This is a genomic window from Methylovorus menthalis (genome assembly GCF_020523625.1).
Classification (GTDB): domain Bacteria; phylum Pseudomonadota; class Gammaproteobacteria; order Burkholderiales; family Methylophilaceae; genus Methylovorus; species Methylovorus menthalis.
In genome coordinates this window covers 143,986-168,084 of sequence record NZ_JAJAQH010000003.1, presented here as the reverse complement: position 1 = coordinate 168,084, position 24,099 = coordinate 143,986, and the positions used below count along the sequence as shown (strand labels likewise).

The 24,099-nt window shown below is 57.8% G+C and carries 21 protein-coding genes and 1 other RNA gene; all 22 read right to left on the bottom strand.

Going from position 1 to position 24,099, the window contains the following annotated elements; translation table 11 throughout:
* Positions 1-79: 79 nt before the first annotated feature.
* Positions 80-1,318, bottom strand: coding sequence for a cell division protein FtsA (gene ftsA, locus LG204_RS03375; protein WP_013441291.1), 1,239 nt, complete (start codon positions 1,316-1,318; stop codon positions 80-82).
* 36 nt (positions 1,319-1,354) lie between these two features.
* The gene (locus tag LG204_RS03370) at positions 1,355-2,110 is read right to left on the bottom strand and encodes a cell division protein FtsQ/DivIB (protein ID WP_230335941.1); all 756 of its coding nucleotides are present in this window, start codon (positions 2,108-2,110) and stop codon (positions 1,355-1,357) included.
* Positions 2,100-3,062: a D-alanine--D-alanine ligase gene (locus LG204_RS03365; protein WP_328441002.1), complete on the bottom strand. Its 963-nt coding sequence runs from the start codon at positions 3,060-3,062 to the stop codon at positions 2,100-2,102. Before LG204_RS03365 ends, LG204_RS03370 begins: the two co-directional genes overlap by 11 nt.
* Positions 3,063-3,995, bottom strand: coding sequence for a UDP-N-acetylmuramate dehydrogenase (murB, locus tag LG204_RS03360; RefSeq protein ID WP_230335940.1), 933 nt, complete (start codon positions 3,993-3,995; stop codon positions 3,063-3,065).
* Entirely contained in the window at positions 3,992-5,389 is a 1,398-nt protein-coding gene (gene murC, locus LG204_RS03355; RefSeq protein WP_230335939.1) for a UDP-N-acetylmuramate--L-alanine ligase, read from the bottom strand. The genes murB and murC overlap by 4 nt, the downstream gene beginning before the upstream one ends.
* On the bottom strand, positions 5,386-6,492 hold the full coding sequence (gene murG / locus LG204_RS03350; protein WP_230335938.1) for an undecaprenyldiphospho-muramoylpentapeptide beta-N-acetylglucosaminyltransferase: 1,107 nt from the start codon (positions 6,490-6,492) through the stop codon (positions 5,386-5,388). The genes murC and murG overlap by 4 nt, the downstream gene beginning before the upstream one ends.
* A complete protein-coding gene (gene ftsW, locus LG204_RS03345) occupies positions 6,489-7,652 on the bottom strand; it encodes a putative lipid II flippase FtsW (RefSeq protein ID WP_230335937.1) in 1,164 nt (387 codons plus the stop codon). The genes murG and ftsW overlap by 4 nt, the downstream gene beginning before the upstream one ends.
* Entirely contained in the window at positions 7,649-9,031 is a 1,383-nt protein-coding gene (gene murD, locus LG204_RS03340; protein ID WP_230335936.1) for a UDP-N-acetylmuramoyl-L-alanine--D-glutamate ligase, read from the bottom strand. The genes ftsW and murD overlap by 4 nt, the downstream gene beginning before the upstream one ends.
* Positions 9,032-9,048: 17 nt before the next feature.
* The gene (gene mraY, locus LG204_RS03335) at positions 9,049-10,152 is read right to left on the bottom strand and encodes a phospho-N-acetylmuramoyl-pentapeptide-transferase (protein WP_230335935.1); all 1,104 of its coding nucleotides are present in this window, start codon (positions 10,150-10,152) and stop codon (positions 9,049-9,051) included.
* Entirely contained in the window at positions 10,153-11,526 is a 1,374-nt protein-coding gene (locus LG204_RS03330) for a UDP-N-acetylmuramoyl-tripeptide--D-alanyl-D-alanine ligase (RefSeq protein WP_230335934.1), read from the bottom strand. It abuts the gene before it with no gap.
* Positions 11,523-12,956: a UDP-N-acetylmuramoyl-L-alanyl-D-glutamate--2,6-diaminopimelate ligase gene (locus LG204_RS03325; RefSeq protein ID WP_230335933.1), complete on the bottom strand. Its 1,434-nt coding sequence runs from the start codon at positions 12,954-12,956 to the stop codon at positions 11,523-11,525. Before LG204_RS03325 ends, LG204_RS03330 begins: the two co-directional genes overlap by 4 nt.
* On the bottom strand, positions 12,956-14,686 hold the full coding sequence (locus tag LG204_RS03320) for a peptidoglycan D,D-transpeptidase FtsI family protein (protein WP_230335932.1): 1,731 nt from the start codon (positions 14,684-14,686) through the stop codon (positions 12,956-12,958). The genes LG204_RS03325 and LG204_RS03320 overlap by 1 nt, the downstream gene beginning before the upstream one ends.
* Complete coding sequence (gene ftsL / locus LG204_RS03315; protein WP_013441280.1) at positions 14,683-14,955, bottom strand: cell division protein FtsL; 273 nt, start codon at positions 14,953-14,955, stop codon at positions 14,683-14,685. Before ftsL ends, LG204_RS03320 begins: the two co-directional genes overlap by 4 nt.
* A gap of 5 nt (positions 14,956-14,960) precedes the next feature.
* Positions 14,961-15,926 (bottom strand): 16S rRNA (cytosine(1402)-N(4))-methyltransferase RsmH, encoded by a 966-nt coding sequence (gene rsmH, locus LG204_RS03310; protein WP_230335931.1) that lies wholly within the window; start codon positions 15,924-15,926, stop codon positions 14,961-14,963.
* A complete protein-coding gene (mraZ, locus tag LG204_RS03305) occupies positions 15,923-16,369 on the bottom strand; it encodes a division/cell wall cluster transcriptional repressor MraZ (protein ID WP_230335930.1) in 447 nt (148 codons plus the stop codon). Before mraZ ends, rsmH begins: the two co-directional genes overlap by 4 nt.
* Before the next feature lie 349 nt (positions 16,370-16,718).
* Positions 16,719-17,022: RNase P RNA component class A (rnpB, locus tag LG204_RS03300), an RNA gene on the bottom strand.
* A gap of 48 nt (positions 17,023-17,070) precedes the next feature.
* The gene (locus LG204_RS03295; RefSeq protein ID WP_230335929.1) at positions 17,071-17,331 is read right to left on the bottom strand and encodes a hypothetical protein; all 261 of its coding nucleotides are present in this window, start codon (positions 17,329-17,331) and stop codon (positions 17,071-17,073) included.
* 106 nt (positions 17,332-17,437) lie between these two features.
* Positions 17,438-19,354, bottom strand: coding sequence for a peptidase U32 family protein (locus LG204_RS03290; protein WP_230335928.1), 1,917 nt, complete (start codon positions 19,352-19,354; stop codon positions 17,438-17,440).
* A gap of 77 nt (positions 19,355-19,431) precedes the next feature.
* Complete coding sequence (locus tag LG204_RS03285; RefSeq protein ID WP_230335927.1) at positions 19,432-20,649, bottom strand: hypothetical protein; 1,218 nt, start codon at positions 20,647-20,649, stop codon at positions 19,432-19,434.
* 30 nt (positions 20,650-20,679) lie between these two features.
* Positions 20,680-21,489 (bottom strand): transglutaminase family protein, encoded by an 810-nt coding sequence (locus LG204_RS03280; protein ID WP_230335926.1) that lies wholly within the window; start codon positions 21,487-21,489, stop codon positions 20,680-20,682.
* Between the two features lie 22 nt (positions 21,490-21,511).
* The gene (locus LG204_RS03275) at positions 21,512-22,459 is read right to left on the bottom strand and encodes an alpha-E domain-containing protein (protein WP_230335925.1); all 948 of its coding nucleotides are present in this window, start codon (positions 22,457-22,459) and stop codon (positions 21,512-21,514) included.
* Positions 22,460-22,560: 101 nt separating this feature from the next.
* Entirely contained in the window at positions 22,561-23,991 is a 1,431-nt protein-coding gene (locus LG204_RS03270; protein ID WP_230335924.1) for a circularly permuted type 2 ATP-grasp protein, read from the bottom strand.
* Positions 23,992-24,099: the final 108 nt, after the last annotated feature.

Sequence of the window (24,099 nt, the reverse complement as noted above, 5' to 3'; positions counted from 1 at the left end):
TGTACGTCCTCCTTGTTGTCTGCCTAACAAAATCTGCCTGTCAATCACGATCTACTACTGAAGCTGCTACTTGCTGCTACTAAAAATTGCCCTGGAACCAGCTTTTCATCCTGCTGAAAATCTGGCTCAAGGACGTGGATTCCATTTGCCCTTGCAACTGACGCTCGATCTGCTGCTTGCCCATCAATACCAGGCCCACACCCGTGGCATAGCGTGGATTGCCGACCACTTCTGACAAACCGCCCACATAGCGCGGCATGCCCAGGCGAACCGGCATGTGGAAGATCTCTTCCCCCAGCTCGACCATGCCGCGCATCATGGCGGAACCGCCGGTGATGACGATGCCGGAAGCAATCATTTCTTCCATGCCACTGCGGCGCAGCTCGCCCAGTACAAACTCATAAAGCTCAACCACGCGCGGCTCGATGACTTCAGCCAGGGTCTGCACCGACAATTCACGTGGATCACGGTTATCCACCCCCGGCACTTCCACCACTTCGCGCGGATCCGCCAGCTGGCGCAAGGCGCAGCCATGCTTGATCTTGATTTCCTCGGCGGATTGGGTGGGGGTGCGGAACGCCACGGCCACATCATTGGTAATCTGGTCACCCGCAATCGGCACCACGGCGGTATGGCGAATCGCGCCCTGCTTGAACACGGCGATATCTGTCGTGCCGCCACCAATATCCACCAGGCATACGCCCAGCTCTTTTTCGTCTTCGGTCAGCACCGCCATGCTGGAAGCCAGCGGTTGCAAAATGAGGTCAGTCACTTCCAGGCCGCAGCGCTTGATGCACTTGACGATGTTTTGCGCAGCCGCCACGGCGCCGGTGACGATATGCACCTTAACCTCCAGCTTCATGCCGCTCATGCCGTGCGGTTCACGCACATCTTCCTGGCCGTCGATGATGAATTCCTGCGTGAGGATATGCAGAATCTGCTGATCGGAAGGCAAGGCAATCGCCCTTGCCGTTTCAATCACGCGGTCCACATCCATCTGCGTAACTTCGGCATCCTTGATCTTCACCATGCCATGCGAATTCAGGCTCTTGATATGGCTGCCCGCTATACCGGTGAATACCGTACTGATCTTGCAATCCGCCATCAGCTCAGCTTCTTCCAGCGCGCGCTGTATGGCCTGCACGGTGGAGTCGATGTTGACCACGACGCCTTTTTTCAACCCCCGCGAGGCATGCTGACCGAGCCCGATGACCTTTAGTCCACCATCTGGCTGCAACTCCGCCACAATGGCGACGATCTTCGATGTGCCGACATCCAGTCCGACGATAAGATTCTTATCATCTCTAACCCTGCTCATTGATTTCTCCAGTATTCATTTCATTCATTGTGTTGCTCATGCCGCCCGCGCTTTGGCTGTTATCGGCTCGTTCGTGGCCGGTTTTCCGGCCTTGCCTGTCTCGGGCTTGCGTACCGCAAACCCGTTCGGATACCTTAAATCGGCGTAGCGCACATTCACGCCCAGCTTGGAAAGCGTGCCTTGATACACATCCGCAAACTTTTCCAGCCGCGCATCCATCTGCTCGCGCCCCAGCTCAATCACCATGCCCTTGTCAGTACGTATCTGCCAGGCGCGACGCGGTGTCAGTACCAGCTCGCTCACTCGCATGCCCGCTGTTGCCAGTACCTGGCTGTATTTACCGTAGTGCTCGGCAACCTCATGCACTCCGTCACCGGGGCCATAAAACACGGGCAGATCGCTATCTGATGCCGCATGAAACAACTCCCCATAGGTATTCACCAGCGCGATGTTGCCCCAGCGTGCCAGCTCACGATGCTCTTCTACCGTCACTTCCAACCGGTCAGGCCAGCGGCGCCGCACACTCACCGACCTTGCCCATGGCAGCTTTTCAAACGAGCTGCGCGCCTGCTCCAAGTCCAGCGTAAAAAAATTCCCCTGCAAGTGGCGGCTGACAATCAGCTTGATCTGCTCGCGCGTCACATGATCCAGCGACCCATCTACCCGCACCTGGCGGATAGGAAAAATCGGCAGGTGTACCACCACAAACAGCGCGCCATACAACATGAGCACTGCAGCCAGTGCAAACAGGAAGTTAGCGATCCAGTTCAGGACCTGGGGTTTATCCCACACGCGCCAACTCCAATATGCGTAACACCAATTCGTCAAAACTAATGCCACTGGCTTTGGCGGCCATCGGCACCAGGCTGTGGTCGGTCATCCCGGGAGAAGTATTCACCTCCAGGAAATAATGGCGGCCTTGCTCATCCATCAGAAAATCCACCCGCCCCCAGCCGCGGCCACCAATGGCTCGGAAAGCTTGCAGCGCCTCAGCGCGGATGCGGGCTTCCTGCTCGGCAGGCAAACCGCATGGGCACAGGTACTGCGTGTCATCGCGCAGGTACTTGGCTTCAAAGTCATAAAATTCGTTGGCAGGCACGATACGGATGATCGGCAATGCCTCATCCCCCAGAATGCCCACGGTATATTCACCCCCGCCGACAAAGCGCTCGGCAATCACCAGTGGATCGGACTTGGCAGCAAGCTCGTATGCCGCTTTCAGTGCGCCGGACTGCTTGACCTTGCTGATGCCGATGCTGGAGCCTTCATTGGCTGGCTTGACGAACAGTGGCAGCCCCAGGCGCTGCTCCACGGCGGCAAAGTCACTGCTGGCATCCAGCAGCTCAAAGTCCGGCGTCGCAATCCCCGCCGAGCGCCACAAGAGTTTGGTACGCCATTTATCCATGCCCACGCTGGAGGCCAGCACACCGCTGCCGGTGTAGGGAACTTCCATCAGCTCCAGGGCGCCTTGCACCGTGCCGTCTTCACCAAAGCGGCCATGCAGCGAGATAAACACGCGGTCAAACGCCAGCAGCTCATGCAAGTCGCGCTCGGCAGGATCAAAGGCAGCAGCCTCCACGCCCTGACGCAACAGGGCAGCCAGCACCGCGCCGCCGCTCTTCAGGGAGACCTCGCGTTCGCCGGAGCGCCCGCCCATCAATACCGCCACTTTTCCAAAATTTTTCATCATCACATCCGCTGGTTCATGTGTTTGCAGGTAAGCCTTGCTGGCTATCCTGCGCATTTACACTTCCCGCTCTCCTGTTTCCGTCTCGCCTATCACTCTTACTTCTTGCTGCAACTCAATGCCAAACTTGGCTTTTACCGAATCGCGCATATGCGCAATCAATTGTTCAATTTCCGCCGCCCTTGCCCCACCCAGGTTGACGATGAAGTTGGCATGCTTTTCCGATACCTGCGCCCCACCCACCTGATAGCCCTTGAGCCCGCATTCTTCAATCAGCCGCGCGGCATAATCGCCCGGCGGATTGCGAAAAGTCGAACCTGCATTCGGCTGGTTAAGGGGCTGCGTCGCGAGCCGCCTTGCCAGCAATTGCTTGATCTTCTGCTCAGCCTCTTCCGCATCGCCCGGTGGCAGGCTGAACCACGCTGCGATAAACCATTCCTGCTCGCCCAGCCAATGCTCAGGTTGGCCAGCCAGCGCCACATGCCGATAGCTGGCATCAAACCCGGCACGGCTGCGCTCATGCAATTCGCCCTGACGGTCCATAGTCAGCACACGCTGCACGATGTCCCAGGTTTCACCGCCATGGCAGCCTGCATTCATCGCCAGCGCGCCGCCCACGGTGCCGGGAATGCCCGCCATGAATTCGCCACCCTGCAAACCTTGCCGTGCGCTGAAGCGGGCCAGCTTGGCGCAGGTCACGCCCGCTTCGGCATAAAGTTCGCCATTCACCATCTCCAGCCCGGTCAGCACGTTATGCATCACGATTACCGTGCCACGCACACCGCCATCGCGCACCAGCAGATTGGAGCCGAGGCCAATGAAATGCACAGGCTCGGTCTTGTCCAGCGCGCGCATGAACTGCCGCAAATCTTCCAGCCCAGCCGGAATATACAAACGATCCGCCAGACCACCCACGCGCCAGCTGGTGTAGCGTGCCAATGAGGCATGCAGCATCAGTTCACCTTGCATGGGGGTCTGCTGGGCCATCATGCCGTCGCGGCCTCCCGCGTCTTGGCGGCGACTTGCCCAATCGAGCCTGCGCCCATCACGATCACCACATCGCCATCCTGCGCCACGCCCAGAATGGCTTCTGGCAACTCAGCCGTCGTCTCGACAAATAACGGTTCCACCTTGCCTGCCACGCGAATGGCACGGACTAGGGCACGACCATCGGCGGCGACGATAGGCGCTTCACCCGCCGGGTATACATCGCTCAGCAATACGGCATCGGCGCTCGACAGCACCTTTACAAAATCCTCAAAGCAATCCCGGGTGCGCGTGTAGCGGTGCGGCTGAAAGGCCAGCACCAGACGGCGATCAGGGAATGCGCCACGCGCGGCGGCAATCACTGCCTGCATCTCCACCGGGTGATGGCCGTAATCATCAATCAGGGTAAATTGGCCGCCATTGCGCGCTGGCACTTCGCCATAGCGCTCAAAGCGGCGCCCCACGCCCTTGAACTCGCGCAGCGCCTTGATGATGGCGGCATCGGGGACATTCAATTCGCTCGCCACGGCAATCGCCGCCAGGGCATTCAGCACATAGTGGTTGCCAGGCAAGTTGAGCGTGACATCAAACTCGGTGGTCACACCGTTAATGCGTTGCACCGTGAAGTGCATGGTGCCGTTGTCCGCACGCACGTTTTTGCCACGAATGCGCGCATCCTCCGAAAAGCCATACGGCATGATCGGCTTGGTCACACTGGGCAAAATAGCCCGGATGTTGGGGTCATCAATGCACAGTACCGCCATGCCCCAGAACGGCAGTTGCTGCAGGAACTCGACAAACGCGCCCTTGAGCTTTTCAAAATCGTGCCCGTAGGTATCCATGTGGTCAGCATCAATATTGGTGACCACCGAAATCACCGGCGACAGGTGCAGGAAGGAGGCATCGGATTCATCCGCCTCGGCCACAATGAATTCACCGGTGCCCAGGCGCGCATTGGCGCTGGCAGCCTCAAGCCGGCCACCGATAACAAAGGTCGGGTCCATGCCCGCTTCGGCCAGAATGCTGGCGATCAGGCTGGTAGTCGTGGTCTTGCCGTGCGTGCCAGCCACGGCGATGCCCTGCCGGAAGCGCATCAGCTCGGCCAGCATCAGCGCCCTTGGAATCACCGGCGTATTGCTGGCACGCGCGGCGATGATTTCCGGGTTACTTTCGTTCACCGCACTCGACACCACCACGACATCGGCATCGCTAAGATGCGCAGCCTCATGGCCCTGGTACACCTTGGCACCCAGGCTGTTCAGACGCTGGGTGGTGGCGTTGCTCGCCAGGTCAGACCCGCTGACGCCAAAGCCCAGATTGAGCAGCACCTCGGCAATGCCGCTCATACCCGAGCCGCCTATGCCGACAAAATGCACGTTTTTCACTTTATGTTTCATATCGCAGCTCCGCCCCGGGATGCCAGGGCCATACTTTCCAGTTCATTGGCGATGGTCTGGGTCGCCTGAGGGCGACCCAGACTGCGCGCTGCCAGCGCCATTTCCAGCAGCCGCGTGCGATTCAATTCCTGCAACAAATTTGCCAGACGTTGCGGTGTCATTTCCTGCTGCGGCAGATGCACGGCAGCTCTTTGCGCTGCCATCCAGGCCGCGTTATCGCGCTGGTGCGAAGTGGTCGACACCACCAGCGGCACCAATATGGAGGGCACACCCGCCACTGCCAGCTCACTCACCGTAATCGCTCCAGCGCGGCACACCAGCACATCCGCTTCGCTATAAGCCTTCGCCATGTCTTCAATAAAGGGCAGCACTTGAGCCACTACGCCTGCTGCTGCATAAGCGGCACGCAACATATCCACTTGATCTGCCCCAGACTGATGGGTCACCACCGGCCGCTGCTCCATGGGAATCAGCGCCAGTGCACGCGGCAGGTTCACATTCAGCACTTGCGCGCCCAGACTGCCGCCCACCACCAGTAGATGCAGCGGCCCCTGGCGTTTGGCATAACGCTCTTCCGGCGCAGCAATCGCCACAATCGCGGCCCGCACCGGGTTGCCCGTCACACGCGCCTTAACAGCCATGCCACCCAGGCCGCCTTCACCACCTTCAAAACCAAACAGGATGCGGTTGGCTGACTTGGCTAGGGCGCGGTTCGACATCAGCAGCGCAGCATCGGCATTCACCAGCGCCAGTGGCACCTTGCACAAACGGGCAGCCCATCCACCCGGCACGGTCACGTAGCCGCCCATGCCCAGCACAGCCGCAGGCTGCAATTGCTTGATCAGCTTGCAGGCTTCCCACGTGGCGGCCAGCAGTTTGAATACACCCTTGGCGGTATGCAGCAAGCCCTTGCCGCGCAGCCCGGAAAAATCCAGCCGCGTCATGGCAATGCCGCTGGGTGGCACCAGGCGGTTTTCCATGCCGTGCGTCGTGCCCAGCCAGTGCACCTGCCAGCCGCGACGCTGCATCACATCAGCAATCGCCAGGCCAGGCATCACATGCCCGCCCGTGCCAGCCGCCATGATCAGGAGCGTCTTGCTCATGCTGGCAATCCCTTCTGCAAACGTCTATTCTCCCAGTCGATTCTTAGCAGCACGGCCAGGGCAATGCAGTTGGCGAGGATGCCGCTGCCGCCGAATGAGAGCAGAGGCAGGGTCAGGCCTTTGGTAGGCAGAAGCCCCATGTTCACGCCCATGTTGATGATGCCCTGCACGCCCATCCATACGCCTATGCCTTGCGCCAGCAGGGCGGAGAAGTAACGCTCGTTGCCGATAGCTTCTTTGGCAATACCAAAGGCGCGCAGAATCAGCCAGGCAAAGAGACCTATCACGACCATGACACCGACAAAGCCCAGCTCTTCGGCGATCACGGCGAGTAGGAAGTCGGTATGCGCTTCTGGCAGGTAGAGCAGTTTTTCCACGCTGGCACCCAGGCCAACGCCAAACCACTCACCACGGCCAAACGCAATCAACGCATGCGAGAGTTGATACCCCTTGCCGAACGGGTCTGCCCATGGGTCCATGAAGCCAATCACGCGTTGCAGGCGGTATGGTGAGCTCCAGATCAGGCCGACGATGGCGATCGGCAACAGCGTCAGCAGACCGGCAAAAATACGGCCGTTAATGCCCCCCAGCCAGAGGATGGAGATGGAGATAGCGGCGATGACGGCAAACGCACCGAAATCAGGCTCACGCAGCAGCAGCCAGCCGACCAGCAGCATGACAAACACCATGGGCAGGAAGCCTTTGGTAAAGCTATCCATCACGGCTGATTTGCGGATGGTGTAATCCGCCACGTAGATGGCAGCAAACAGCTTCATGAACTCCGATGGCTGCAGATTAATGATGAACAGCGACAGCCAGCGCTGACTGCCATTCACATTACGGCCCACTCCGGGAATCAGCACCAGCACCAACAGCGCAATGCCGGTCAGGAAAAGATAAGGCGCCAATTTCTGCCACATGGCCGTGGGTATCTGGAAGGCCATTAGCCCTGCTCCCAGGCTGATGGCGATGAACACGGCTTGGCGAATCAGGAAATAGGTCGTTTGATGGCCGGTGGCCTTGTCAGCTTCGGCCAAGGCGATGGAGGCGGAATACACCATCACGAGGCCGATGCCCAGCAAGATCAGCGTCACCCACACCAGACCCTGATCATAGGTGGCGCTATTGAAGCGCTCGCGGCTGCCCAGGGTGATCATCATGACTGGACCTCCTCGTGACGCGTCACCAGATCAGCCACAGCAGCGATAAAGACTTCGGCACGGTGGGCGTAGTTGCGGAACATATCGAAGCTGGCGCAAGCGGGTGACAGCAGAACGGCATCGCCTGGCGTAGCCGCGGCATAGGCCAGCTGCACGGCATCTTCCATGCTTTCGGCATGCAGGCGTGGCACCGGACTGCCTTGCAGGGCAGCCTCTATCAGCGCGGCATCGCGCCCCATCAGCACCACAGCGCGCGCATTCTGATCGACCGGCTCACGCAGCGGACTGAAATCCTGCCCCTTGCCATCGCCACCGGCAATCAGCACCACTTTGCGGGGCAGGCCAGCCAGCGCGGCGCAGGTAGCGCCAACATTGGTGCCCTTGGAATCATCATAAAAGGCAATGTCATGCAGATCGGCCACCCACTCCACCCGGTGTGGCAAGCCCTTGAACTCACGCAACACATGCTGCAGAGGTGTCCAATCCAGCCCGATGGCGCGGCACAGGGCCAGCGCTGCCAGCGCATTGGCCGCATTGTGCAAGCCGGGGATACGCAGTTCTTCCACATGCAGAATGGGGTGTGCGCCTTGTGCCAGCCAGAGTTGATCGTGCAATGCCAACAAGCCATAGGCATCGGATTCGACAGGCAGATTCAGGCCAAACGTCACCACCGACTGATCCGGCAAGGCCATGTCGCGGCACCAGGCATCTTCGCGATTGAGCACCTGCACGCCAGCACCCTTGAGTATGCGCGCCTTGGCGGCGGCATATTCCGGCATGCCGGGGTAGCGATCCATATGATCTTCGGTCACGTTCAGCACGGCGGCGGCATCGGCGGCAAGACTGCTCGTGGTTTCGAGCTGAAAGCTGGAAAGCTCAAGTACATACACATCGGGCGCGCCGTCAGTTTCTACCTGACGCAGGGCATCGAGCACGGGCAGGCCGATATTGCCTGCCACCACAGTCTTGAGACCAGCGGCCTTGCACATTTCACCTACCAGCGTGGTGACGGTAGTTTTGCCATTGGCACCGGTAATCGCGATCACCTTGCTGCTGCGCGGACGGAACTGGGCAAACAGCTCAACATCGCCCACCACCTGAATACCATTGGCCAGTGCCTGTTGCACTTCCGGCTCGGCCAGCGCCACGCCGGGGCTGATCACCACCAGGTCGGCCGCGTTGAACATGGCCGAACGGAACGGCCCGGTATACACCGTGAGCTGCGGAAACTCCGCCTTGAGCGTATCCAGATTGGGTGGCGTCGTACGGGAGTCGGCAACAGACAGCACGGCGCCCTGGCCGCGCAGCCAGCGCAAGGCCGAAAGGCCGGTATCACCCAGCCCCAGCACCAGCACCTGTTTACCTGCAAGATCCCGCATGATGTTCTTCGTTTTCCTTAACGCAGTTTCAATGTGGATAAGCCAACCAGCACCAGCATCATGGTGATGATCCAGAAGCGGACGACGACTTGCGTCTCTTTCCAACCCTTTTGTTCATAGTGGTGATGCAATGGCGCCATGAGGAAGATGCGGCGGCCAGTGCCATACCGTTTTTTCGTATATTTGAAGTACGTGACCTGGGCAGCGACAGACAGGGTTTCCATCACAAACACGCCGCCCATGATGAACAGCACGATTTCCTGGCGCACAATCACCGCCACCACGCCGAGTGCGGCGCCAAGCGCCAGCGCACCCACATCGCCCATGAAGACTTCGGCCGGGTAGGCGTTAAACCAGAGAAAACCCAGGCCTGCGCCCGCCATGGCGGTGCAAAACACAGCCAGCTCGCCGGCGCCGGGAATATAGGGAATACCCAGATACTTGGAAAAATAGAGGTGACCTGCGGCATAGGCAAAGATCGCCAAGGCACCCGCTACCAGCACGGTAGGCAGGATAGCCAGGCCATCCAGGCCATCGGTGAGATTAACGGCATTGCTGCTGCCGACGATAACCAGATATGTCAGCACAATAAAACTGGCAGCACCCAAAGGCACGGTCACGGTTTTAAAGAAAGGCAGAATCAGCGTGGTTTCGGCGGGAATAGTCGCCGTGTGCCACAAATAGAACGCTGCACCAAACCCCAGCAGACTCTGCCAGAAGTATTTTTCCTTGGCCGACAGGCCTTTGGGATTGCGGTGCACGACTTTGCGCCAGTCATCCACCATGCCGACGATGCCAAAGCCCATGGTGACGATCAGCACCACCCAGACGAAGCGATTGGTCAGGTCTGCCCACAGCAGGGTGGAGATACCAATCGCCACCAGAATCAAGGCCCCGCCCATGGTAGGCGTGCCCGCCTTGACCAAGTGGGTCTGCGGGCCATCGTCACGCACGGATTGCCCCACCTTGTAGTGGGTGAGTTTGCGAATCAGGCCGGGGCCAACGATAAACGAGATGGCCAGTGCGGTCAGCGTCGCTAGTACGGCGCGCAGGGTAATGTAGTTGACGACATTAAATCCTCGAACATCCTGAGCCAGCCAACGGGCAAGTTCCAGTAACATTTAGTGCGCCTCCTCTTTCGTATTATTCTGTTCACTGACGATCAGCTGTACCACGCGCTCCATGCGCATGAAGCGTGAGCCTTTTACCAGCACCACGGCATTGGCATCCATCTCGTGGCATAACCCCGCCACCAGCTGCTCAGGTGTTTTGTAATGATGGGCGGGATCGCCAAAGGCCTTGCTCATTTCCAGGGATAAATCCCCCAGGGTATACAGCCCATTGATGCCAGCTTCGCGGGCATATTGGCCGATCTCGGTATGCATGGCGGCGGCGGTTTCGCCCAGCTCCCCCATGTCACCCAGCACTAGCAGGCGCTTGCCCGGACGGACGGCGAGCACGTCAATCGCGGCCTTCATGGAGGCCGGGTTGGCGTTGTAGGTATCATCAATCACCAGCGCCTGACCAATGCCGGCACGGTGCTGCAGGCGGCCATCGACGCCATCAAAAGCCTCCAGCCCCTGGGCAATCGACTCTGGCCTTGCCCCCATGGCAATCGCCACGGTGCTGGCAGCCAGCGCATTGCGCACATTATGCAAACCCGCCACTTGCAGATTGAACGCAATGCCGCCTATTGGCGATTTCATGTAGACATAGCTGCTATCGGCGCGCAGCTCGTAATTGGCACTGACATCCGCCATCTTGGCGAGGCCAAAGGTCAGGATGTCATGCTCGCCTGCGAGCTCGGTCCACAGTGGCGCATAAAGATCGTCGGCATTGATGACGGCGACACCTTCCAGCGCCAGCCCTTCAAAGATTTCGCCCTTGGCGCGGGCAATGCCCTCCACCGACCCCAGGCCACCCAGGTGCGCACTGGTAGCATTGTTGACCAGCGCCACGGTAGGGCGCGCCAGCTGGCTCAGGTAGCGGATTTCGCCGAAATGGTTCATTCCCATTTCAGCCACGGTGTATTTGTGTGCGGGGCGCAAGCGCAGCAAAGTCAGAGGCAGACCAATGTCATTATTAAGATTGCCACGTGTTGCCAGCACCGCATTGCTGTCACTTGCTTCGGCACGCAGAATGGAAGCCACCATTTCCTTGACCGTGGTTTTGCCATTGCTACCGGTAATCGCCGCCACCGGAATGGAGAAACGATTGCGCCAGACGGCAGCCAGCTGGCCCAGTGCAAGGCGCGTATTCTTGACCACGACACCAGCCGCCATGCCCGGCTGAGCTTCGGCCACCAGCGCGGCGGCGGCACCCGACTGCAACGCCTGCAGCACGTAGGCGTGACCATCAAACCGTTCTCCACGCAGGGCAATAAACAGCTGGCCTGGCACAATATTGCGGCTATCGGTTCCGACGCTGGTAAACAGTACGTCTTCCCCCACCAGCTCGCCGCCTACTGCAGCCGCCAACTCCGACAAACGCATCATGCGACGGCTCCCAATAATGTTGTGACAACATCGACATCGCTATACACATGTCGAATGCCTTGAATTTCCTGATAAGTTTCGTGTCCCTTGCCAGCCACCAGCACCATGTCGCCGGGTGCTGCGTGTTCAATGGCGTGGGTAATCGCAGCACGGCGGTCCACAATGATTTGGTGATTTCCACCCATGCTGGCGGTAATGTCGGCAATGATGCTGTCCGGATTTTCGCTGCGTGGATTATCGGTCGTCACCACCACCTGATCCGACAGTCGATCGGCAATGGCACCCATCATCGGCCGCTTGCCTGCATCGCGGTCACCGCCGCAACCAAATACGCACCAGAGCTTGCCGCGTGTTTGCTCGCGCAGGGCCTGCAATGCATTTTCCAGGGCATCCGGCGTATGGGCGTAATCAATCACCACCACCGGCTTGGCATTGCCACCGTATTGTTCCATGCGGCCCGGCACTGGCTTTAATGTGGCGATGGCCTGAGCGGCAGCCTCCAGCGGCACATCCATCGCCAGCAGGGTGGCAAGCACGGCAAGCAGGTTATAAGCGTTAAAACGCCCCATGACGGATGCTTCCAGCGTGACTTCCCCCCATGGCGTAGCCACCGACAATTGCATGCCGGTTTCATGCAGATGCAGGCTTGTGCAATGCACATCGCCGCTTTGCATGCCGTAGCTCAGCACCGGCCGGCCTTCGGCACGTAGCGCCTGCAGGAGGGTGAGGCCATAGGCATCCTCTGCGTTCAACACGGAAAGCTTGAGGCCAGGCCATTCCATCAAGCGGCGCTTGGCTGCAGCATAGCTATCCATGTCGCCGTGATAATCCAGATGGTCGCGAGTGAGATTGGTAAACACGGCTATATCAAAATGCACGCCATTGACGCGCCCTTGGTCCAGCCCATGCGAGGAGACTTCCATAGTGGTGGCAACAGCACCCTGCGTCAGGTATTCGGCCAGCAGGCCATGCAGCACGACAGGATCAGGGGTGGTATTGATGGCGGTAGCCAGTTGACCGGGGAAACCATTACCCAGTGTGCCAATGACAGCGGTTTTGCGCTGCAGGCTATTCAGGCAATGCGCCAGCCACTGGGTGCAGGAGGTTTTGCCATTGGTACCGGTAACGCCCACCATCCACAACTCGCGCGAGGGGTGACCATAAAATTCGTCCGCGATTTCGCCAGCCTGCTTGCGCAAGCCTTTGACTGGCAGATTGACGGCCTGCAGATCGGCAGGCCAGCTAAAGCCTTCGGCCTCCCACAGTACGGCACCCGCGCCATTGGCGATGGCCTGCGGAATATAGGCTCGCCCATCAGCGGCATCGCCAGGATAAGCGACAAAAAGACTGCCTGCGGTGACCTTGCGACTATCAGAGGTCAGACTGCCGGGGCGTATGCCAAGATCATGCAGGGAGGCAAGAATGGTCATTACACCACCTCCTTGATTTCAGGCGCATCTTCCGGCGGAATCACGATATTGTCGTTGGGTGCATCCTGCGGTACAGCCAGCATGCGCAATGCACCTGCCATGATGGCGCTGAACACGGGGGCAGCCACTGTGCCACCGTAATATTGGCCGCTGCTCGGTTCATCCACCATCACTGCAATAATCAGTCGCGGGTTAGAAGCAGGCGCCAAGCCTACAAATGAGGAAACATATTTGTCAGCAAGATAGCCGCCCGGCCCCAGCTTGTGTGCGGTGCCGGTCTTGCCGGCCACGCGGTAACCCGATATCTGCGCACGCGGTGCAGTGCCGCCCGGCTGCACCACCAGCTCCAGCATATCGCGCACCGCGAGCGCCGTTTTAGCGGAAAACACTTGCTGGCCAACCGGAGTTTCCTTCAACTTCAGCAATGAAACGGGTTTCAGCTCGCCATCATTGGCAAACACGGTATACGCCCGTGCCAGCTGCAAGAGCGTGAGGCTGATACCGTGACCAAACGACATGGTGGCCTGCTCGATAGGCCGCCAATTTTTGTAGTTACGCAGGCGGCCGGAGGCCTCACCGGGGAAACCGATGTGCGTGGGGCTGCCAAAGCCCATGTGGTTATAGATACCCCAAAGGTATTGTGGCTCAAGCGTCAGTGCCATCTTGGCCGAACCCACGTTGGAGGATTTCTGGATCACCTGCGCTACGGTCAGCATGCCTTGCGGATGGGCATCGTGAATGGTGGCCGGGCCAATACGCAAAATGCCAGGGGCGGTCTGGATATGGGTGTCTGGCGTGAAATGCCCAGACTCCAGTGCTGCCGCGGCGGTAAATGGCTTGAGGGTGGAGCCAGGCTCAAAGGTATCGACGATGGCGCGATTGCGCGAACGCCCGGCCATATTGACCGGGTTATTGGGGTTGTAAGTTGGCAGGTTGGCCATGGCCAGCACTTCACCAGTGCGTGCATCCAGCACAATGGCCGCTCCGGCCTTGGCCTTGAACTGCTCGACGGCATGCGCCAGTTCGCGGTAGGCCAGATACTGGATCTTGCGATCTATCGACAGCACCAGATCATGGCCATCCTGCGGGACCTTGACTGCTTCCAGATCCTCGACAATATGGCCTTGCCGGTCCTTGATCACGCGACGGCTGCCGGACTTGCCGGAGAGCCAATCCTGATAGCGCAGCTCAAAGCCTTCCTGGCCATTTTCATCGATGCCGGTAAACCCGACCAGATGCGCCATGACTTCGCCAGCAGGATAATAGCGACGGTATTCGCGCTGCATGAAGACACCCGGCACGCCAACCTGCATGACTTGCTTGGCCAGCTCAGGCGGAATGCGGCGTTTGATGTAGACAAACTCGCGCGGATTATTGGCGAGTTTTTTGTTGAGCTCAGCGGGCTTCATCTTCAGCAGCGTCGCCATTTTGCTGATCTGCTGGGGCGTTGCCTGCACATCAGGCGGGCTCGCCCAGATCGACTCGACTGGCGTACTGATGGCAAGGGGCTCGCCGAAGCGATCGGTAATCATGCCGCGATGGGCTGGCAGTTTCATCGAGCGGCTATAACGTGCATCGCCCTCTTTCTGCAGAAAGCCTTTGTGCATGCTTTGCAGATAAATACTGCGACCCAGCAATGCGGCAAACCCGGCCATCACCACGATCAACAATACGCGACGGCGCCATGCTGGCAGCTTGATCACGGCGGGCTGTATCACGCGCGACCTCATGGCTGGGCACCTCGCGTCACCACCTGCACCCGCTTGGCATCCGGCACCTGCATATGCAGACGCTGGTTGGCGATCTGCTCAATCCGGGCATGCATGGCCCAGGTACTTTGCTCCAGCTGCAACTGCCCCCATTCCACGTCGTACTGTTTGGCCGCATCTTCTTGCTGCTGCAACTCGATATAGAGCTTGCGCGACTTGTGCTGGGACGTGATCACGCCTAGTGCCGTCACTATCAGTACCATGAAGAGGATGAGGTTGAGTCGTGTCATGATCGTTATGCCACCGCCGTGCGCTCGGCCACCCGCAATACCGCGCTGCGTGAGCGCGGGTTACGTTTGATTTCAGCAGCACCTGGCTTGATGGGCTTGCCCACCGCCATCATGCGTGGCTGCGGCAGATCTTTCGCCAGTACCGGAAAATTGGCAGGCAAGTCGTCGCGGTCCTGCTCGCTACGCACAAAGCGTTTCACGATGCGGTCTTCCAGCGAGTGAAAGCTGATGACGGCAAGACGACCGCCCGGTGCCAAAGCATCCAGGCATTGCGGTAAAACTAGCGACAACTCCTCAAGCTCCTGATTGAGGAAAATCCGTAAAGCTTGAAAGGTGCGCGTCGCCGGGTCTTGCCCAGGCTCGATTTTGGGGATCGCCCCAGCCACGACCTTGGCAAGCTGTCCTGTAGTGGTGAGGGCATTCCCCCCTGTGCGTGCCGCAACAATCGCCCTTGCAACCTGTTTAGCAAACCGTTCTTCACCATATTCTTTAATTACCCCCGTAAGTTGTTGCTCGGACGCTTCCGCCAGAAACTCAGCGGCTGTTTGCCCACGGCTTTGATCCATGCGCATGTCCAGCGGACCGTCAAATCTGAAACTGAAACCGCGCTCGCCTTCGTCGATTTGCGGCGATGAAATTCCAAGATCCAGCAAGACCCCGTCGACCTGCTGAATGCCCTGAGCGCGCAATACCTCGCCCAGCTCGGAAAAGTGATGATGGTGTATGGAAAAACGTGAATCCTGAATGGACTGGGCTGCAGCAACGGCAGCCAGATCACGATCCAGACCCAGCAGGCGACCATCGGCGCCCAATTGCTCGAGAATTCTGCGGCTATGGCCGCCACGGCCAAAGGTGCCGTCTATATATATGCCATGAGGCTTGATTGCCAAGGCAGCAACGGCCTCTTCAAGCAATACCGAAACATGTGGAGACACAACGACTTCGGAGGGGGTTTGTGAGCGCGCGCTCACAGAGAGAAACCTTCCAGCTCGGCAGGCAGCACCATTTCATCAGCCGCCATCACCTGTTCCAGCTGAGCTCGCCAGGCATCCATATTCCAAAGCTCAAAATGGCTACCCTGGCCAACCAGCATGGCTTGTTTTTCCAGACCAGCAAACTCGCGCAACACGGGAGAAACTAGCAGGCGACCCGCGCTATCCATGTCGATATCTTCGGCAAAGCCCACCAGCAAGCGTTGTAAGCTGCTGGACTGACGATCAAAACTGGAGAGGGCCATCATTTTGGCCTGAATGGGCTCCCAGGCGGGCTGGGGGTATAACAGGAGGCAGCGGTGTGGATGCGCAGTCAGCACCAGATGACCGGCGCACTGGGACAGCAGGGCATCGCGGTGCTTGGCCGGCACGGCCAATCTGCCCTTGGCATCCAGATTCAATGATGTAGCACCGCGAAACATTTAAAACACACACCCCTTTGCCAATTGTCGGGTTAGAAAAATTGCTGACCGCCCTTAGCCTCGGCCAGCAATCTCCCACAAAAACCCACATTTCTCCACTTACGCCCACTATAGTTAAAAAAATAAGGGCACGCAAGCGGTTTTTTGCTATTTTTCCTTTACGGGACAATGACTTAGCGGATTTTTCTTACAAAAAATTAGTTGTTTAAAAATAAGGGGATAGCTAATTAACTGAAAGTGCTTTGTGAGAACAATCTTTGATGTGACTGAATCGTGAGGCGCTTGATAATCAGATGGGAAAAAGTGCCACAATTCTGGTCAGAAACGGAAGGGAATCGCTGAAAAAAGAAAAGGAAGTTGGCCGATAAGCCGGGTTCTGTCGCACCTTGCGATGCGTGACAGTCATTCATCTAGGCGCACAATTGCTCGTACGCTCAAGCAACCTACCCGGTAGCAGCGCGAGCCACGCCCTTGCTACCCTATTTGGTCTTGCTCCGGATGGAGGTTACCGCGTTTCACCGTAACTAAATACGCTCGTCTCTGTGGCCCTGTTCCTCGCCTCACGGCGTACGGCTGTTAGCCGTCATCCTGCTCTGCGGAGCCCGGACTTTCCTCCCCCCGCTTGCGCGGGCGGCGACTGTCCAGCCAACTTCCGCCCGCATTCTAACATGGGCGTGCATGAGATTCCGGGCTGACTTGTCTTACCAGGAAGATGGTGGCGGCCCGGGCGGCGCATTCTGCTGCCGTCCGTCAGGACCTGCCGGGGGACGTGGATGGCATTGTTGCAAGGCCTGCGGCGTTTTAGCCGCCTGCACGCAAGCAAGCTCGGTAGATAAGCGCTGAATGGCAGCCTGTTTGGCCGTGGCAAAATCTTGTGGTGGTGGGGGCGGCGATGCGTCAGCCAATACGAGAGAGGCCGAGAAGAGCAAGACAGCAGCAATAATCATGTTGATGGAACGCATACAAAACTCCCAGACAAGGAGCATCGAGTATAAGCAGAGTCCACAATGCAATCAGCTGGCTTTACTGGTTTTTACAGATTTTCCGGCACGTGAGCCGGAAACGGGCTCATGGCCGCTTGGCAAAGAACTGCACAGGTTGTGGCGGCGGCATGGCAAGTACAGGTTTGCGTACCTTGCCCATCACATGCATTTCACACCGCTTGCAGTCAAATTTGAGGGTGATTCTGTCCTTGCCGCTTATCAGCGTCATCGGCTCGGCGGTAATCGTCCCCTGCACACCGATGACGCCCTTGGCCTCTTTCGGGCACATGGCATAGCTGTAGCGCAGGCAGTGTTTGGTAATCATCACCGGCACTTCGCCCAGCTCTTCATTGGCTTCATAGGCAGCCGCAATCGCGCTGACACCATGCTTTTCATAAAACGCCCGCGCATGCTTGTTGTAGACGTTGGCGAGATAACTCAGGGTATCTTCCGGATAAACAGCGGGCGGCTCGGCGGGGATAGCCGGTTGCGGGCGGGGATATGTTTGCACACGCGCTTCTTCCAGCGCGGACACCGCATCGCGGCGCAAGCCATTGATAACGGATGCCGACAGGAACCAGGGCTGAGCAAGCTCAAGCCGGATGTCGCGTGCCACAAAATCGGTAGCGCCCAGCTTGGTCAGGTTATCGCGCAAGCTGGCATAGGCTTTCTCGGCCTGCTGGGCAGGCTGCTTCTCCGCCATGCATTGCGCATGAGCCGTTACGCCATCTTCATCCACCAGATCCAGCGCAAAACCATCACGCGTTTCGTAAAACACCATATCGACACCGATGCGGCGAGTGGCAGAGTCTTTTTCCAAGAGGCGCATATAGGCCTGATCGCGATTGCGATATACGGTCATATTGCGGCGTATGTCCGCGGGCATTTCATTCGGGTACAGGCGTTTATCGTTGACAGTATTGATGCGCATGCCGACCAGCTCTTTATGCACATCAAAAAAGCACACGCCATCGCCGTTGTGCAATTCGAGCTGGCTTTCCACTTCAAAATAATCCGGCCCCACCTTGGTCACCTTGCCGATTTCCTCTCCGGCAAACTTGGGGGTATCAAACGCACCCACATCTTCGCCCCGCCCATGAATGAAATATTCCGTGGTACTGCGGTTGAAGGTTTTTTCCGGTTGCGGGGTAAAGCTATAGCTGCAGAGCCCGGAAGAGGCACGCGCGTATTCGGGCAAGTCCAGCAGAATCTCATCCAGCAGCTGGCGATAATGCGCGGTGGCATTCTTGACGTAGGCCAGGTCTTTGTAGCGTCCCTCGATCTTGAATGAGCTGACGCCAGCATCGATCAGCGCGCGCAGGTTGGCACTCTGGTCGTTGTCTTTCATGGAAAGCAGGTGCTTGTCTTTGGCGAGGATGCGGCCTTTGCTGTCTTCCAGCGTGTATGGCAGGCGGCATTCCTGGGAGCATTCGCCGCGATTGGCACTGCGGCCGGTATGGGCATGACTGATATAGCACTGGCCGCTGAAGGCGACACACAGCGCGCCATGGATAAAGAATTCGAGATTGCATTGAGTCGCATCGGCGACTTTGCGGATGGTCTGGATATCCATCTCACGCGCCAGCACGATCTGGCTAAACCCTACCTGATCAAGAAACACCACCTTTTCCACGGTGCGGATATCGGTTTGCGTACTGGCGTGCAACTGAATGGGCGGAATATCCATTTCCAGCAGCCCCATATCCTGCACGATCAAGGCGTCAACGCCCGCTTCGTAAAGCTGCCATGTCATGTCCCGGGCAGCTTCAATCTCGTTATCGTGAAAAATGGTATTGAACGCGACAAAGACTTCGGCGCGGAAGCGGTGAGCGTATTGCACTAGGCGCGCAATGTCGGCGACGGAGTTTTCAGCCTTGGCGCGAGCACCAAACGCCGGGCCGCCGATATATACCGCATCCGCCCCATGTCTTACGGCCTCAATGCCAAAGTCAGCATTACGGGCAGGGGCGAGCAGTTCAAGTTGGCGACGGTGAGCGGTCATGGCGAAGGGCTAGGCTGGGGAAGCCCGCATTTTACCGCAAAGCGCCCCTAGCGTCTGCGCGCGGATGGGAAGCGTCGTCAGACGACGGCCTGCACTCCCTCTTCCCGCCCTGCGGCTTCGGTGAGCACAGCCACATTATCCTTGGTGAAGAAGCCATCAAAGCTGCCGAAGCGCTGCACGTACTCAATAATGAGCGAGGAGTGTTCCGATGCGTTCGAGAAAATCTGCTTCAGCCCTTCACTCTTGGAGCCGATCACATCCAGCAGGAAGCCTTTGCCTTGCTCGGCGATGGAATTCACCACGTAATCGATGTTCTCCAGCCCCTGCGTTTCGCCATCGCGCACGGCGATCGCCATGTGGTGCAGGCGCGGCCCGTAGTTGCGTACAAAGGTCTCGGTCGGCGATGGCAGCTTTTCCAGATGATTGACGAAATAAGGCGTGTTATTGGCAGTAAATACCTTGGCCGGACTCTTGGATTCGGGGATGCCGTGCACGCTCTTGGTGACATTGGTCGAGGAGTTCTGGTCATGGATGTTGTAGGCGCCCCAGAAATAGTAGCTCGACCATGACAGGTATTCCAGAATCGCCAGTTCGCGGTTCTGGCTGTAGACGCGCGTCGCCAGATGGTCCAGCGGCAGCAGCAACTGATCAATGCCGAGCTTGGCTTGGGTATTCTTCGCCTGCTCGTAAACGGCCTGTACTTCATTATCAATGCGGCTGACACCGAGGGCATACACCCGTAGCTCCTGCGGCTCGCGCTCCAGATAGGCAATAATATTGTGCGTATAGGGTGACGGTTTGCTCACGGCAAGGTTCCCGGGCAGCTCCAGCTTGCGCACTTCATCCTGGCTGAAAAAACGGAACTCGCGGGCCTGCTGCAGGCGGCTGACCTCGTGCAGATTGCTGACGCGCAGAACCTCACCCATGTAGCGGCTGTTGGGCTTGCGGGCGCCCACGGGGTACACCTCGTTCAGTGCGCGAAAAATCCCGCGCAAGTTGGGGTCCTTGACCTCACGCACCAGAATATCCGGCGAATCCAGATCAATGCGCAAGATATGCGTCCAGTGACTCTCGCTCTCCAGAGTGACCAGGTAATGATACGGCGTCATCAGCGCCAGCTCGGCGATGTACTGGATGGAATGCCCAGGATCCACCGTAATCATCAGTGCATCTATTTCGTGAATCATGTCAGTCAGGCCGACGCGGTCACGCTCTTCCAGCAGGCGCACCAGGTATTCTTCAAAGAAAGGCGAGTTTTCCTTATCGCCGTGACGGGCAAAGCCGAGAGAGTTCATGTGCTGATTCCTTGGGTATGACGGTGGCGCTTATTGCTGGGCTTGCTGCTGCATTTGATGGACAACGACCTTGACCGACATGGTTTCCACACCGCCACCGTTGCGCACGCCGCTGATGGGGCAGGCATCACGATAGTCCAGCCCGGTTGCCAGCCTGACATGCACGCCGTTGGTACGGCAGCGGTTGGTGACATCGAAACTGATCCAGCCTATGTCTTCCAGCCAGGCATCTGCCCAGGCATGACTTTCCATAAGGCTGCCATCGGGCGTGAAAAGATAACCGCTGACATAGCGTGCCGGCACGCCAAGATAGCGGCAGCAGGCAATAAAAATATGGGCGTGATCCTGACAAACACCCGACCCTAGGGCAAACGCCTTGGCCGCAGAGGTGTCCACCACCGTCTGGCCTTTCACATAGGGCACACGGTCAATAATGGCATCCATCAATGCCTGTAGCGCTGCGGGCTCCTGCAACCTAGGATGCGTTACCTTGAATTCTTCAACAAATGCCGTCAGGTTTTCGTCCATCTCGGTCAACGGCGTGGGGCGCAGATAAATCGGCGTGGGCAAGCCATCATTGATAGGCAATACATTCAGGCCAGTTTCTACCTCGCCCGACGCCACGATACTGATCTCTTCATGCGGCGCATCTACCACCAGGGTATGGGCATGATTGCCGTAGGTATCCTTGTGCGGCTGCAGGTGGCCATTGACGCGAATCTCCCAGCGCAACACCTGCTGGCCGAAGCCATTTTGCGGCGTCAGACGCAAAAGCTGGATGGTGTAATTCACCACCTCGCTGTATTGGTAGGTCGTGCGGTGTTCAATATTAAGTAGCATTGCCGTAACCCGTTAGTTCGCCTTATCCGCCGTGCACATTGAGATAGGTACGCTGAATTTCGCCACCCAGCTTGTTATTGCTGACAATAAAATCTTCGAGGAATTCGTGCAGCCCATCCTGGAAAATATCGCGCATGCGCGCATAGCGCAGCTTGGCATGCAGCTCTCCTGCCAGTCGGCGACATTCATTATTCTGGCGGCCGGACAGCTGCCCCAGAATAATGGTGATTTCATCGTAGCAAGCCAGCAGCGAGCGCGGCATATCGCCCCGCAACACCAGCAGCTCCGCTACCCGCCAAGGCACGATGGTGTCGCTAAATACTTTCTGGTAGGCCTGAAAGGCGGACACCGAATGCAGTACCGCACTCCACTCGTAGTAATCCACCGCGCCGCCCACTTCTTCGCCTTCGGGCAACAACAAATGGTATTTCACATCGAGCAGCCGGGCAGTATTGTCTGCCCGCTCGATAAACGTCCCCAGCCGCACAAAGCGGAACGCATCATCACGCAGCATGGTGCCAAAACTCACCCCGCGAAACAGGTGCGAGCGGGATTTGACCCAGTCACAAAATACGCTAAGACCGCTCTCCACCAGCCGGATCCCGATAAACTGGCTGAATTCCAGCCATAGGGTATTGATGTTTTCCCAGGTTTCGGAAGACATGGCCACCCGCACCGCCCGTGCATTCTCGCGCGCACTGCGCAATGAGTTGTAAATGCTGGAGGGATTGGCATCGTCCATGGACATGTACTGGATGACATTTGCCGCCGTGTACTCGCCGTAATTTTTTTCAAACAGTTCGGTATTGCCGGCGATCTCCACCGCGGGTTGCCACAATGCCGCTTCACTCTGAGCCGCATTGGGAACCAGTGACATGTTGTAAGTCACATCCAGCACACGTGCCATGTTCTCGGCACGCTCAATGTAACGCGCCATCCAGTAGAGGTGATCCGCCGTTCTGCTTAACACTTTGAACCCTTTTCCGAGAGGTCCGGCGTTGCGTTGCCGGAATTCTCTCTTTTTTTACATTATCGTAGCGGCCTGCAACTGCTTTAGCTTCAAGCCCGCGCTTACATGCCGGTGTCATTCAGCACCCAGGTGTCTTTGGTACCGCCACCCTGGGATGAATTAACCACCAGCGACCCCTCTCGCAATGCCACACGGCACAAGGCCCCTGGCACCAAGGTAACCGTCTTGCCGGAAAGCACGAATGGTCGCAAATCCACGTGCCGGGGCGCAATGCCTTGCTCAACCAGTGTTGGGCAGGTGGAAAGCGCCAGCGTTGGCTGGGCAATGTAATTGGCCGGATTGGAAAGAATACGCAAGCGGAATTCCTCAATCTCTTTTTTACTGGCGCTAGGCCCCACCAGCATGCCGTAACCGCCAGACCCCTGCACTTCTTTCACCACCAGCTCGGGCAGATGATCCAGCACATATTTGAGGTCGTCCTCTTTGCTCAGCTCATAGGTAGGCACATTGGAGAGTATGGGTTCTTCACCGAGATAGAAACGGATCATCTCGGGTACATAAGTATAGGTTGCCTTGTCATCCGCAACGCCGGTGCCTACCGCATTCGCCAAAGTAACGCCGCCATTGCGGTATACCGTCAGCAAACCGGGAACGCCCAACATGGAATCCGCGCGGAAGCTGAGAGGGTCAATGAAATCATCGTCTATGCGCCGGTAGATCACATCCACGCGCTTGGGGCCTTCGGTCGTGCGCATATAGACCGCATTGTTGCGCACAAACAGATCCTGCCCTTCCACCAGCTCGATACCCATCTGCTGCGCAATAAAGGCATGTTCAAAATAGGCGCTGTTATAGGCGCCTGGCGTCAGCAATACCACGGTCGGCTCTTGCACACCGGGCTGGGCCACCGCACGCAGATTGTTCAACAACACCTGCGGGTAATGCTCGACCGGGGCGATGGAATAACGACGGAACAGTTCGGGGAAAAGCCGCATCATCATCTTGCGGTCTTCCAGCATGTAAGAAACCCCCGATGGGGTGCGCAGATTGTCTTCCAGCACGTAAAACTGGCTTTCGCTGGTACGCACGATATCGACACCGGCGATATGGGCATAAATGCCATTGGGCACATCGACCCCATGCATCTCCGGGCGGTATTGCGTATTGGCGAGGATGCTGGCCGGGACGATGCCCGCCTTGATGATGTCCTTGTTGTGGTAAATGTCATTCAGGAACATATTCAGCGCGCGCACCCGCTGAATCGCGCCATCGGACAATACCTTCCACTCCTTGGCGGCCAGCAGGCGAGGAATCACGTCAAACGGAATCAGGCGCTCGGCACCCGCTGTTTCACCGTAGACATTGAACGTAATACCTACGCGGCGAAACAGCAGCTCGGCTTCTTGCCGCTTGCTTTCCAGCTGTTGGTGGGGAACATCGCGCAACCAATCAGCGTAGGCGGTGTAGATATCGCGTACCGCCCCCGCTGGCAGTTGCATCTCGTCGAATGCAGTTTGAAGGGTAGTATCCATGTCTTAGCTTACGCAAACCGCGTGCCAGCGCATAATGTCGATAGAAATCATCATCTTGAAGAGCAACCCCTAACAACATATGAGTTTTTGCACCAATTTGGGGCGCAG

What these genes read in the sequence shown, in the direction of transcription:
- LG204_RS03290 (WP_230335928.1), bottom strand. Translation starts at nt 19,354, where the DNA reads ATGACCGCTCACCGTCGCCAACTTGAACTGCTCGCCCCTGCCCGTAAT.
- mraZ (WP_230335930.1), bottom strand. Translation starts at nt 16,369, where the DNA reads ATGTTTCGCGGTGCTACATCATTGAATCTGGATGCCAAGGGCAGATTG.
- LG204_RS03285 (WP_230335927.1), bottom strand. Translation starts at nt 20,649, where the DNA reads ATGAACTCTCTCGGCTTTGCCCGTCACGGCGATAAGGAAAACTCGCCT.
- mraY (WP_230335935.1), bottom strand. Translation starts at nt 10,152, where the DNA reads ATGTTACTGGAACTTGCCCGTTGGCTGGCTCAGGATGTTCGAGGATTT.
- LG204_RS03330 (WP_230335934.1), bottom strand. Translation starts at nt 11,526, where the DNA reads ATGATGCGTTTGTCGGAGTTGGCGGCTGCAGTAGGCGGCGAGCTGGTG.
- LG204_RS03325 (WP_230335933.1), bottom strand. Translation starts at nt 12,956, where the DNA reads ATGACCATTCTTGCCTCCCTGCATGATCTTGGCATACGCCCCGGCAGT.
- LG204_RS03320 (WP_230335932.1), bottom strand. Translation starts at nt 14,686, where the DNA reads ATGAGGTCGCGCGTGATACAGCCCGCCGTGATCAAGCTGCCAGCATGG.
- LG204_RS03365 (WP_328441002.1), bottom strand. Translation starts at nt 3,062, where the DNA reads ATGCGCAGGATAGCCAGCAAGGCTTACCTGCAAACACATGAACCAGCG.
- murC (WP_230335939.1), bottom strand. Translation starts at nt 5,389, where the DNA reads ATGAAACATAAAGTGAAAAACGTGCATTTTGTCGGCATAGGCGGCTCG.
- LG204_RS03270 (WP_230335924.1), bottom strand. Translation starts at nt 23,991, where the DNA reads ATGGATACTACCCTTCAAACTGCATTCGACGAGATGCAACTGCCAGCG.
- ftsW (WP_230335937.1), bottom strand. Translation starts at nt 7,652, where the DNA reads ATGATGATCACCCTGGGCAGCCGCGAGCGCTTCAATAGCGCCACCTAT.
- ftsL (WP_013441280.1), bottom strand. Translation starts at nt 14,955, where the DNA reads ATGACACGACTCAACCTCATCCTCTTCATGGTACTGATAGTGACGGCA.
- murD (WP_230335936.1), bottom strand. Translation starts at nt 9,031, where the DNA reads ATGCGGGATCTTGCAGGTAAACAGGTGCTGGTGCTGGGGCTGGGTGAT.
- murG (WP_230335938.1), bottom strand. Translation starts at nt 6,492, where the DNA reads ATGAGCAAGACGCTCCTGATCATGGCGGCTGGCACGGGCGGGCATGTG.
- ftsA (WP_013441291.1), bottom strand. Translation starts at nt 1,318, where the DNA reads ATGAGCAGGGTTAGAGATGATAAGAATCTTATCGTCGGACTGGATGTC.
- murB (WP_230335940.1), bottom strand. Translation starts at nt 3,995, where the DNA reads ATGATGGCCCAGCAGACCCCCATGCAAGGTGAACTGATGCTGCATGCC.
- LG204_RS03295 (WP_230335929.1), bottom strand. Translation starts at nt 17,331, where the DNA reads ATGCGTTCCATCAACATGATTATTGCTGCTGTCTTGCTCTTCTCGGCC.
- LG204_RS03280 (WP_230335926.1), bottom strand. Translation starts at nt 21,489, where the DNA reads ATGCTACTTAATATTGAACACCGCACGACCTACCAATACAGCGAGGTG.